Raw genomic sequence first — 11745 nt, 5'->3', positions numbered from 1 at the left:
GGCGAGAGCGGTAAAACTGTATTACGTTTATAAGACATCGCCTGAAGAGGTCGTTTGCCATGAACAGCTTACGTTATTTCGATTTCGGCTCCTCTCGTTCTCTCCTGCTTTTAATTGCCCGCATTGCTATCGTGGTCCTGTTTATTATTTTCGGTTATCCCAAGCTGACGGGGTTTAGCGGCACCGTTCAGTATATGACGTCGCTCGGCGCCCCCATGCCCATGCTGGCCGCGATTATTGCGGTGGTGATGGAAGTCCCCGCCGCGATTCTAATCGTGCTGGGCTTTTTCACCCGCCCTCTCGCGGTGATCTTTGTCTTCTATACGCTGGGAACGGCGGTGATTGGTCACCACTACTGGGATATGACGGGCGATGCGGTCCTGCCAAATATGATTAACTTCTACAAAAATGTGAGTATCGCTGGCGCATTTATTTTGCTGGCGATTACCGGGCCGGGGGCCCTCTCCCTCGATCGACGTTAGCCCATAAAAAAAGGCCGCATGAGCGGCCTTTTTCAGTTCTGCAACGCAGAGAATTATGCGTACACCGGGAAGCGTGCGCAGATGTCCAGCACTTTACCTTTAACGCGCTCGATAACCGCGTCGTCATTGATGTTGTCCAGAACGTCACACATCCAGCCCGCCAGCTCTTTTACTTCCGCTTCTTTAAAGCCACGACGAGTTACGGCCGGAGAACCGATACGGATACCGGAGGTCACGAACGGGCTCTTCGGATCGTTTGGCACGCTGTTTTTGTTCACGGTGATGTTGGCGCGGCCGAGGGCTGCATCAGCTTCTTTACCGGTCAGGTTCTTATCAACCAGGTCCAGCAGGAACAGGTGGTTTTCAGTCCCGCCAGAGACCACTTTGTAGCCACGATTCAGGAACACTTCCACCATCGCTTTGGCGTTTTTAGCAACCTGCTGCTGATAAACCTTGAACTCTGGCTCCATCGCTTCTTTCAGCGCGACGGCTTTCGCGGCGATAACGTGCATCAGCGGGCCGCCCTGGGCGCTTGGGAATACGGCGGAGTTCAGCTTTTTGTACAGCTCTTCGTCACCGCCTTTCGCCAGGATCAGCCCACCGCGTGGACCCGCCAGGGTTTTGTGGGTGGTGGTGGTCACAACGTGCGCATGTGGAACCGGGTTCGGGTAAACGCCAGCGGCAATCAGACCGGCAACGTGCGCCATGTCGACGAACAGGTACGCGCCGATGCTGTCAGCGATTTCACGCATTTTTGCCCAGTCAACGATGCCGGAGTAAGCAGAGAAGCCACCGATGATCATCTTCGGCTTGTGCTCTTTGGCCTGCTTCGCCATGTCTTCGTAGTCAATTTTACCGGACTCATCAATACCGTAAGGGATGATGTTGTACAGTTTGCCAGAGAAGTTAACCGGGGAGCCGTGAGTCAGGTGGCCGCCCTGCGCCAGGTTCATACCCAGAACGGTATCGCCCGGCTGCAACAGCGCGGTATAAACAGCGAAGTTAGCCTGAGAGCCAGAGTGCGGCTGGACGTTCGCGTAGTCAGCGCCAAAGAGTTCTTTCGCACGGTCAATAGCCAGCTGCTCAACGATATCAACGTATTCGCAACCGCCGTAGTAGCGCTTGCCCGGATAACCTTCAGCATATTTGTTGGTCAGCTGAGAACCCTGCGCCTGCATCACGCGCGGGCTGGTGTAGTTTTCGGAGGCGATCAGTTCGATGTGCTCTTCCTGACGTACTTTTTCCTGCTCCATAGCCTGCCACAGTTCGGCATCATAATCGGCAATGTTCATTTCACGCTTTAACATCCGCATCTCCTGACTCAGCTAACAAGTAAATTTTTGGCCTGAAAAGGCAGTCCTGTTGGACGACGGGCAACAGTATAACTGAATAGTTCTGCGATAACAGGTCTTGACAAACGATTTTACGCAAACGTTTACCTCCACGCCACGCAAGGGTTTGAGCAATAAAGCTCTCACCATTTTCAACGGATTTCTTTTCAGCTTTGTGATGCATATTTTTCACGATGCAAAGAACCATTTACATTGCAGGGGTATTTTTATAAGATGCATATAAAATACATCATTAAAGTAACATCAGAAGGAAGCTGCTATGCTCGACGCCCAAACCATCGCTACCGTGAAAGCCACAATCCCCCTGCTGGTTGAAACGGGTCCTAAACTGACCGCCCATTTCTACGATCGCATGTTCGCGCATAACCCGGAGCTCAAAGAGATTTTCAACATGAGCAACCAGCGTAACGGCGATCAGCGCGAAGCGCTGTTTAACGCTATTGCCGCCTATGCCAGCAACATCGAAAACCTGCCGGCTCTGCTGCCTGCGGTGGAAAAAATCGCGCAGAAGCACACCAGCTTCCAGATCAAACCTGAGCAGTACAACATCGTCGGCAGTCACCTGCTGGCGACCCTGGACGAAATGTTCAGCCCGGGCCAGGAAGTACTGGATGCCTGGGGGAAGGCCTATGGCGTGCTGGCAAACGTATTCATCAACCGTGAAGCACAGATCTACAGCGAAAACGCCAGCAAGAATGGCGGCTGGGAAGGCACGCGCGCCTTCCGCATCGTTGAGAAAACCCCGCGCAGCGCACTGATCACCAGCTTTGAGTTTGAGCCAGTTGACGGTCAGCCAGTTGCCGATTACCAGCCGGGCCAGTATCTGGGCCTCTGGCTGAAGCCTCAAGGCTTCCCGCATCAGGAGATTCGCCAGTACTCCCTGACCCGCAAGCCAGACGGCAAAGGCTATCGCATTGCGGTTAAACGTGAGGAAGGTGGTCAGGTATCCAACTGGCTCCATAACGAAGCCAGCGTGGGCGACGTGGTCCATCTGGCGGCACCGGCGGGCGATTTCTTTATGGCCGTTGAAACGAATACCCCGGTGACGCTGATCTCCGCAGGCGTGGGTCAGACGCCAATGCTGGCGATGCTGGATACGCTGGCGAAAGCAAACCACAGCGCGCAGGTTAACTGGTTCCACGCGGCGGAGAACGGTGATGTTCACGCCTTTGCGGACGAAGTGAAAGCGCTGGGAGCGGGTCTGCCACACTTTACCGCGCATACCTGGTATCGTTTACCCACGGAAGCCGACCGCGCAGCGGCTCGTTTCGACAGCGAAGGCCTGATGAATTTAGGGCAGCATGAAGGGGCGTTCAGCGCACCGGGGATGCAGTTCTACGTTTGTGGGCCGGTAGCGTTTATGCAGTATGCCGCGAAGCAGCTGGTCGACCTGGGCGTGAATAAAGACAACATTCATTACGAATGTTTCGGCCCGCATAAAGTGCTGTAATGCAAAAAGCCCCTCAACGAGGGGCTTTTTTTTCGCCGGGTGGCAGCTGCGCCTTACCCGGCCTACCAAATCTTTTTTAAATCGCCGCGTCGTCTTCTTCGCCGGTACGGATACGGATCACGCGCGCCACGTCAAAGACGAAGATTTTCCCGTCGCCAATTTTACCGGTCTGCGCCGTGCGGATGATGGTATCCACACAGGTATCGACGATATCATCGCTTACCACGATCTCGATTTTCACTTTCGGCAGAAAGTCCACCATGTACTCTGCGCCACGGTATAGCTCGGTGTGGCCCTTCTGACGACCAAAACCTTTCACTTCAGTTACGGTCATCCCGGTGATGCCTACTTCTGCCAGCGCTTCACGTACATCATCCAGTTTGAAAGGTTTAATAATCGCATCAATCTTTTTCATGGTGGGTCCTTAAACTCTTGCCAGTAAGCAGCCTCGTAATCGGTTGCTCACAGTATCATATTCAGGCGAATTTTGCGGTATTACTCTTTAAAATCGTTCGCTTCCAGCTCGTGGCGTGAGAGCAATTTATAAAACTCGGTACGGTTACGCCCGGCCATGCGCGCCGCATGGGTTACGTTGCCTTTGGTGATTTGCAGCAGCTTGCGCAGATAGTTCAGCTCGAACTGGTTTCGCGCTTCCGCAAACGTCGGTAAGGCCGTGTTTTCCCCCTCGAGCGCCTGCTCCACCAGCGCATCGCTGATCACCGGCGATGACGTCAGCGCCACGCACTGCTCAATCACGTTCACCAGCTGGCGTACGTTGCCCGGCCAGCTTGCTGTCATCAGGCGTTTCATCGCATCGGTGGAGAACGCGCGCACGAATGGTTTGTGGCGGTCAGCGGCCTGGCGCAAAAGGTGATTTGCCAGCAGCGGGATATCTTCCGCACGCTCGGCCAGCGCCGGGATTTTCAGGTTGACGACATTCAGTCGATAGTAGAGATCTTCGCGGAACTCGTTGCGCGCCATCACCTTGGGTAAATCGCGATGGGTAGCGGAAATAATGCGCACGTTGATATCGATATCGCGGTTGCTGCCAAGCGGACGCACTTTCCGCTCCTGCAACACGCGCAGCAGTTTGACCTGCAACGGCGCGGGCATATCGCCAATTTCATCAAGGAACAGCGTGCCCCCCTCTGCCGCCTGGAACAGCCCTTCACGGCTGCTCACCGCGCCGGTAAAGGCGCCGCGGGCATGGCCGAAGAGCTCAGACTCAAGCAGTTGTTCCGGCAGCGCGCCACAGTTGATGGCAATAAAGGCATTTTTACTGCGTGGGCTGGCGTTGTGGATCGCCTGGGCCAGGATCTCTTTCCCGGTCCCGCTCTGGCCGTTGATCAGCACGCTAACGTCGGATTGCGCTACCATCCGCGCCTGTTCCAGCAGGCGCAGCATCACAGGGCTACGCGTCACGATGGATTCACGCCAGCCGTCGTCGCCGGATGGCGCCGCGTGCTCAAGAGCGCTGTCGATCGCTTTATAGAGGGCGTCTTTATCCACCGGTTTGGTGAGGAAGCTGAATACCCCCTGCTGCGTCGCGGCCACCGCATCAGGAATAGATCCGTGAGCGGTGAGGATAATCACCGGCATCCCGGGCTGCTGCTTCTGGATCTCCGTGAACAGTTGCAGGCCATCCATTTCATCCATGCGCAAATCGCTGATCACCAGATCGATTTTCTCGCGGCTGAGCACTTTCAGCCCCTCCTGCCCGCTTTCAGCGGTGACCACGCTGTAGCCTTCGCTGACCAGACGCATCCCCAGCAGCTTTAACAGCCCGGGATCGTCATCCACCAGTAACAGATGGGCAGGTTTACGGCTTGTCATGGCTTCACATCCTCTTGTTTCGGCGTCTCACTGTCTGGCGTCGTGGCAGAGTTGCCTTTCGACCCATCGGGCAGATAGCTGCCTGCCGGCTTACGCGTCGAGAGCTGTCTTTCGATATCGGTCAGATTTTCGAGCTTGCGGGTGGTGGTTTCCAGCTGCTCGCGCAGCGACTCCTGCTGCTGGCGAAGCGCATCAAGCTCGCTGTCGCTTGACTGCTGCAATTTGCTGTAGCGGAAACGCTCTTCGGACAGCTGTAATTGCAGGGTTTGTCCGTCCCGCCAGAGCTGATAAACCGGGCGCACCTGGAGGGGAATATTGATCACGTAAGTATCCAGCCGCGTCACGTTGGCGCGGCGTTCGACAGGCGTGATTCTGGCATCCGCCATCACGATCCCGCGTTTAAACGCGTCCTGCCAGGTATCGTCCATCAGCATCGCCGCCTGGGCACGGGCCTCGGCGGGCGCCAGTCGCTGGGCGCAGTCTATTCCGCGCAGCCAGAACAGCGGATTGGATTCAACATCACGCCCCGACAGGCTCCAGATATCATCGCAACGTGTTGAAAGGAAATCGGCCAGCTGTTTTTGCGGCCATTTATCTTCCTGTTTGTGGCTAATCGCACTTTTTGGTGCATGGGTTACACAGCCGGCCAGCAGTAAGCAGGGCAGGCTGAGGCGCACATTTTTGCTGGAAAACACCGCGCGCAGTGCGCGGTAAAAGACGTGTGACATACTCACCAGGTTGTTATTCATTTCATTGATTTTTCCGGCTCAAGAGGCAGTTCGATACGAAAACAGACATCGGCGCGTTCATCACTCACGATGTTAAGCTCACCCTGCATGCGTCGTATGCAGTCGCGGGCAATACTCAGCCCCAGACCACTTCCTTTTACCGCACCTTTTCGCTGATGACTCCCCTGGAAGAAGGGCTCAAAGATCATCGTTTTTTCATCATCCGGAATCGGGCTTCCCGTATTCGCTACGTCAATAAATACCCGCGAACCGTTGTTATTGCTTCTGATATAAATGGTACCGGATTCAGTACCATAGTGCACCGCATTGGAATAAAGATTATCCAGTACGCTCATTAGGAGCATCGGCTCTGCCAGGCATGATGGCGCATTGAGATCCACCTGGGTATGCATCATTTTAGCTCTTGCTGGCAGGCTATGGGCGGAGATCACCATGTCCACCAGCGGTTCAATCTCAACGCTTTCAAGCACCACAGCACCATCCGCCAGCTTGCGGTTATAGTCCAGCAGTTGTTCAATAAGTTTTTGTAAATTGCGGCTACTGGCATCCAGAATCGCCACGATCTCTTTTTGCTCAGGGGTTAACGGCCCCGCTACTTCGTCTGCCAGCAGCTCCGTGCCTTCACGCATACTGGCCAGCGGTGTTTTGAGTTCGTGTGAGATATGGCGCAGGAACTGGTGACGCTGCGATTCCAGCCACGCCAGGCGTTCAGAAAGCCAGATGATGCGCTGACCGACCGAGCGCAGCTCGCGCGGGCCTTTAAAAACAACCGTATCCCCGAGAGATTTGCCCTCCCCCAGGCGGTTAATCATCCGCTGGATCCCCTTTACCGGGCCGATGATCATGCGGGTAAAGAGCAGTACCAGCCCCAGGCTGACGAGGAACAGCACCAGCGCCTGCCAGCCGAAGAACTGGCCGCGCTCGGCAATCTCCTGCTGGAGTTGTTGACCACGGGAAAAGATAACCGTACGGGTGGACTGCACCATCTCCGTATTGGCGTTCGCGAAGGCTTCAAGTCGGGCGGCGGCGGCGGCATCAGGACCGCTGTTTTTGCACTGGAGCTGCGCCAGATCGTTCAGATCCTGACGCAGCGCCTGATAGAGTTTGTCATCCGGCAAGACCCCGGCATGGGCATCCAGCATTTCGCTGTAGCGTTTACGCTGGTTCTGATAGACCCTCTCCAGCGTACGGTCGTCCAGCACGCAGTACTGGCGATAGCTACGCTCCATCTCCAGCGCGGCGTTGGTCATTGCCTCGCTACGGCGGGCATCAATAAGCGTGGTGCGGTTAGTCAGGGCCGCCTGGGCACTTAACGCATTCAGGCTTTGCCATGCCTGCCACGCCAGAACCAGCAAAGGTAGCAGGATCAGCAGGAAGGCCATCATAACGAGCTGTCGCAGGGAGCGAGGGAAAGCGGGCCAGCGTTTCAACACATTACTCTCATCATCCGGGTTTGAGGAGAGCGTAACTGAGTCTGCCCTTCAGATACAACAAAGCCGGGTAAAAACCCGGCTTTGTCATGGAATAAGGCGGTGCCTAACTCGACGTTTCGCCCTGGCCTGATAAAGCATTGCAATAATCAGTAGTTGGACGGCAGGCACCTTTTTGTGCGTCATTCGAAGTTTATGTAGCACGTCCCGAAGGGGCTGACATAAGAAGGTGAATGAGCCACTGGTTACTATTATGCAACGCGCGTGCCAGATTGCAAAAATTGATACTATCCTTATGATTAATAATCGTTTTATTATTAAAATGCATTGATTGTCAGGTGAATGATTTCCAGGCTAAGTGTCGCTATTAAGCAACACCTTAACGGGAACCCGTCCTGACATATATAAATCAACAGGTTAAATGTCTCTTATTGGAGACACTCAATCCAGAGGATTGTCGCAATTTTGCGACAGGTACAAAAAAGCCCGGTGGCGCTCGCGCTTACCGGGCCTACAGTCAGGGCGTTGAAACTTAACCCAGTTGTTTACGCGCGTTGCGGAAAATGCGCATCCACGGGCTGTCCTCGCCCCAGTTTTCCGGGTGCCAGGAGTTGCTCACGGTGCGGAAGACACGCTCCGGGTGCGGCATCATGATGGTCACCCGACCGCTTTCGCTGGTGACCGCGGTAATGCCATTTGCCGAACCGTTCGGGTTAGCCGGATAGGTTTCGGTGACCTTGCCGAAGTTATCAACAAAGCGCAGCGCTACCAGTCCTTTGCTTTCAAGCTGAGCCAGGTGCGCCGCATCACGCATTTCAACCTGACCTTCGCCGTGCGAAACCGCGATTGGCATCTGCGAACCCACCATTCCCTGCAACAGCAGAGACGGGCTTTGGGTTACTTCTACCAGGCTGAAGCGCGCTTCGAAGCGGTCAGACTGGTTACGCACAAAGCGCGGCCAGGCTTCGCTGCCCGGGATCAGCTCGCGCAGGTTAGACATCATCTGACAGCCGTTACACACACCCAGCGCCAGCGTCTGCGGACGATGGAAGAAGGTTTCGAACTCGTCACGCACGCGGCTGTTGAACAGAATAGACTTCGCCCAGCCTTCGCCCGCGCCCAGCACGTCACCGTAGGAGAACCCTCCGCAGGCAACCAGCGCCTGGAAATCATCCAGCCCGGTACGCCCGGCCAGCAGGTCGCTCATGTGGACGTCGATGGCGTCAAAGCCCGCCCGGTGGAAGGCCGCCGCCATCTCAACGTGGGAGTTAACGCCCTGCTCGCGCAGCACGGCCACTTTCGGACGCGCACCGGTCGCAATGTACGGCGCGGCAATGTCTTCGTTTATGTCGAAGCTGAGCTTCACGTTCAGGCCAGGATCGTTGTCGTTCGCCTTCGCGTTGTGTTCCTGATCGGCGCATTCCGGGTTGTCACGCAGGCGCTGCATCTGCCAGGTGGTTTCCGCCCACCACATACGCAGCGTGGTGCGGCTTTCGCTGAACACCGCGTGGCCGTCGGCTTCAATCACGAAACGGTCGCCCTGCACCGCTTTACCGAGATAGTGTACGCAGTCTGCCAGACCGTGCTGCGCCAGAATCGCTTCTACCGCGTCGCGATCTGCGGCGCGTACCTGAATGACCGCGCCAAGCTCTTCGTTAAACAGCGCCGCCAGGCGGTCTTCGCCAAGCGTAGCAATGTTTGCTTCAACGCCGCAGTGACCGGTGAAGGCCATCTCTGCCAGCGTCACCAGCAGGCCACCATCGGAACGGTCGTGGTAGGCCAGCAGCTTACGCTGCGCCACCAGCGCCTGAATTGCGTCGTAGAAGCCTTTCAGCTGGGCGACGTCGCGCACGTCGGCTGGCTTATCGCCGAGCTGGCGGTAAACCTGCGCCAGCGCGGTGGCGCCCAGGGCGTTATGGCCTTTGCCGAGGTCAATCAACAGCAGGGCGTTATCTTCAGTGGAAAGCTGCGGCGTAACGGTATGACGTACGTCTTCCACGCGCGCAAACGCGGTGATCACCAGCGACAGCGGAGAGGTCATCTCGCGCTGCTCGTTACCTTCCTGCCAGCGGGTTTTCATCGACATGGAGTCTTTACCCACCGGAATGGTCAGGCCGAGCGCAGGACACAGTTCCTCACCCACCGCTTTCACGGCTTCATACAGGCCGGCGTCTTCACCAGGGTGACCGGCGGCGGCCATCCAGTTCGCGGAAAGTTTGATACGTTTGATGTCGCCAATCTGCGTCGCCGCGATGTTGGTCAGCGCTTCACCAACCGCCAGTCGTGCAGAGGCGGCGAAGTCCAGCAGCGCCACTGGGGTGCGTTCGCCCAGCGCCATCGCTTCGCCGTAGTAGCTGTCGAGGCTCGCGGTGGTCACGGCGCAGTTAGCGACCGGGATCTGCCACGGGCCAACCATCTGATCGCGGGATACCATACCGGTCACGGTGCGGTCGCCGATGGTCACCAGGAAGGTTTTCTCTGCCACAGCAGGCAGGTGCAGCACGCGGTTGACCGCTTGTGCCACGGTGATGCCCTGGCGATCCAGCGCTTTGCCCGCCGCTTTACGGGTGGTTACGTCGCGGGTCATCTTCGGCGTTTTACCGAGCAGAACGTCGAGCGGCAGATCGATAGGCTGGTTGTCGAAATGGGTGTCGCTCAGAGTCAGGTGCTGCTCTTCGGTCGCTTCACCGATGACGGCATACGGCGCGCGCTCGCGGCGGCACAGCTCGTCAAACAGCGGCAGCTGATCCGCCGCAACGGCCAGCACGTAGCGCTCCTGGGATTCGTTACACCAGATTTCCAGCGGGCTCATGCCAGGCTCATCGCTCAGGATGTCACGCAGGTTGAAACGCCCGCCGCGGCCGCCGTCGCTCACCAGCTCCGGCATGGCGTTGGACAGACCGCCCGCTCCCACGTCGTGGATAAAGAGAATCGGGTTAGCATCGCCCAGCTGCCAGCAGCGGTCGATTACTTCCTGACAGCGACGCTCCATCTCCGGGTTGTCACGCTGCACGGACGCGAAGTCAAGATCCGCATCAGACTGACCGGAGGCCATCGAAGAGGCCGCACCGCCGCCCAGACCGATATTCATCGCCGGGCCGCCGAGCACGATCAGCTTCGCGCCGACGACGATCTCGCCTTTTTGCACGTGATCGGCACGGATGTTGCCGATCCCGCCCGCCAGCATGATCGGTTTGTGGTAGCCGCGCAGCTCTTCGCCGTTGTGGCTGTCCACTTTCTCTTCATAGGTACGGAAGTAACCGTTCAGCGCCGGACGACCAAATTCGTTGTTAAACGCCGCGCCGCCCAGCGGGCCTTCGGTCATGATATCCAGCGCGGTCACGATGCGCTCTGGCTTGCCGAAATCTTCTTCCCACGGCTGTTCAAAGCCCGGGATACGCAGGTTGGAGACGGAGAAACCGACCAGACCCGCTTTTGGTTTTGCACCACGACCGGTCGCCCCTTCGTCACGGATTTCACCGCCGGAGCCGGTCGCCGCACCCGGCCATGGGGAGATCGCCGTCGGGTGGTTGTGGGTTTCCACTTTCATCAGGATATGCGCAGGCTCCTGATGGAAGTCATAGCGCCCTGCTTCGCGATCGGCGAAGAAGCGGCCCACCTCGGAACCTTCCATCACCGCGGCGTTGTCTTTATAGGCAGACAGCACGTGGTCAGGGGTTTGCTCCATGGTGTTTTTGATCATTTTGAACAGCGACTTCGGCTGCTGTTCGCCGTCGATAATCCAGTCGGCGTTGAAAATCTTGTGGCGGCAGTGCTCGGAGTTGGCCTGCGCGAACATATACAGTTCGATGTCGTTCGGGTTGCGATTCAGCTTAACGAATGCATCCTGAAGGTAGTCGATTTCATCCTCTGCGAGTGCCAGACCAAGACGCAGGTTTGCGTCGATCAGCGCCTGACGCCCCTGCCCCAGCAGATCCACGCTCTGTACCGGCGCAGGCTGATGGTGGGAGAACAGTTTCTGCGCATCATCCAGAGAGTCAAACACACTCTCCATCATGCGGTCGTGCAGTTCAGCCGCAACCGCCTGCCACTGCGCGTCGCTCAGGGTAGAGGCTTCCACGTAGTACGCCACACCGCGCTCCAGACGGTTAATCTGGTTCAGGCCGCAGTTGTGAGCGATGTCTGTTGCTTTGGAAGACCAGGGGGAGATGGTGCCAGGGCGTGGCGTGGCGAGGATTAATTTGCCGGTCGGCGTATGGCTACTCAGGCTTGGGCCATATTTAAGCAGACGTTCCAGCTGTACGCGCTCCTCTGCATTCAGGGGGGCATTCAGGTCAGCAAAATGGACATACTCAGCGTAAATATTGCTTACCGGAAGGTCGGCCGCCTGAAAACGTGCCAGCAGTTTGTTAATACGGAAGGCAGACAGTGCAGGCGAACCACGCAGAATTTCCATCATAAGTCTCTCGTCTTCGAAGCGCCGGGGCG

Annotated in this window: 8 protein-coding genes; 2 read left to right on the top strand and 6 right to left on the bottom strand. The window is 56.8% G+C overall.

Going from position 1 to position 11745, the window contains the following annotated elements; translation table 11 throughout:
- The first annotated feature begins 59 nt into the window (after nt 1–59).
- Nucleotides 60–482 (top strand): DoxX family protein, encoded by a 423-nt coding sequence (locus CU081_RS10330; RefSeq protein WP_022651601.1) that lies wholly within the window; start codon nt 60–62, stop codon nt 480–482.
- 53 nt (nt 483–535) lie between these two features.
- Here CU081_RS10330 and glyA read toward each other — a convergent pair whose 3' ends face one another.
- Nucleotides 536–1789 (bottom strand): serine hydroxymethyltransferase, encoded by a 1254-nt coding sequence (gene glyA, locus CU081_RS10325; RefSeq protein ID WP_003860678.1) that lies wholly within the window; start codon nt 1787–1789, stop codon nt 536–538.
- Between the two features lie 304 nt (nt 1790–2093).
- On the opposite strand from glyA, the gene hmpA reads away from it, so the two are divergent.
- Entirely contained in the window at nt 2094–3284 is a 1191-nt protein-coding gene (gene hmpA, locus CU081_RS10315; protein WP_022651602.1) for an NO-inducible flavohemoprotein, read from the top strand.
- 76 nt (nt 3285–3360) lie between these two features.
- Here hmpA and glnB read toward each other — a convergent pair whose 3' ends face one another.
- The 5 genes from glnB to purL all read right to left on the bottom strand — a co-directional run bounded on the left by glnB (nt 3361) and on the right by purL (nt 11716).
- Entirely contained in the window at nt 3361–3699 is a 339-nt protein-coding gene (gene glnB / locus CU081_RS10310) for a nitrogen regulatory protein P-II (protein ID WP_003860685.1), read from the bottom strand.
- Nucleotides 3700–3779: 80 nt separating this feature from the next.
- On the bottom strand, nt 3780–5117 hold the full coding sequence (glrR, locus tag CU081_RS10305; protein ID WP_003860687.1) for a two-component system response regulator GlrR: 1338 nt from the start codon (nt 5115–5117) through the stop codon (nt 3780–3782).
- Nucleotides 5114–5866, bottom strand: a complete 753-nt coding sequence (gene qseG, locus CU081_RS10300) for a two-component system QseEF-associated lipoprotein QseG (RefSeq protein ID WP_022651603.1) — start codon at nt 5864–5866, stop codon at nt 5114–5116. The genes glrR and qseG overlap by 4 nt, the downstream gene beginning before the upstream one ends.
- Nucleotides 5863–7296, bottom strand: coding sequence for a two component system sensor histidine kinase QseE/GlrK (qseE, locus tag CU081_RS10295; RefSeq protein WP_003860691.1), 1434 nt, complete (start codon nt 7294–7296; stop codon nt 5863–5865). Before qseE ends, qseG begins: the two co-directional genes overlap by 4 nt.
- 532 nt (nt 7297–7828) lie before the next feature.
- Nucleotides 7829–11716, bottom strand: coding sequence for a phosphoribosylformylglycinamidine synthase (purL, locus tag CU081_RS10290; protein WP_022651604.1), 3888 nt, complete (start codon nt 11714–11716; stop codon nt 7829–7831).
- Between the last annotated feature and the right edge of the window lie 29 nt (nt 11717–11745).

This window comes from Enterobacter sp. CRENT-193 (genome assembly GCF_002787395.1).
Classification (GTDB): Bacteria; Pseudomonadota; Gammaproteobacteria; order Enterobacterales; family Enterobacteriaceae; genus Enterobacter; species Enterobacter hormaechei_C.
This window is presented reverse-complemented; position numbering and strand designations above follow the sequence as displayed.

Coding starts and splice junctions, on each gene's coding strand:
- CU081_RS10330 (WP_022651601.1), top strand. CDS start 60: ATGAACAGCTTACGTTATTTCGATTTCGGCTCCTCTCGTTCTCTCCTG.
- glyA (WP_003860678.1), bottom strand. CDS start 1,789: ATGTTAAAGCGTGAAATGAACATTGCCGATTATGATGCCGAACTGTGG.
- hmpA (WP_022651602.1), top strand. CDS start 2,094: ATGCTCGACGCCCAAACCATCGCTACCGTGAAAGCCACAATCCCCCTG.
- glnB (WP_003860685.1), bottom strand. CDS start 3,699: ATGAAAAAGATTGATGCGATTATTAAACCTTTCAAACTGGATGATGTA.
- glrR (WP_003860687.1), bottom strand. CDS start 5,117: ATGACAAGCCGTAAACCTGCCCATCTGTTACTGGTGGATGACGATCCC.
- qseG (WP_022651603.1), bottom strand. CDS start 5,866: ATGAATAACAACCTGGTGAGTATGTCACACGTCTTTTACCGCGCACTG.
- purL (WP_022651604.1), bottom strand. CDS start 11,716: ATGATGGAAATTCTGCGTGGTTCGCCTGCACTGTCTGCCTTCCGTATT.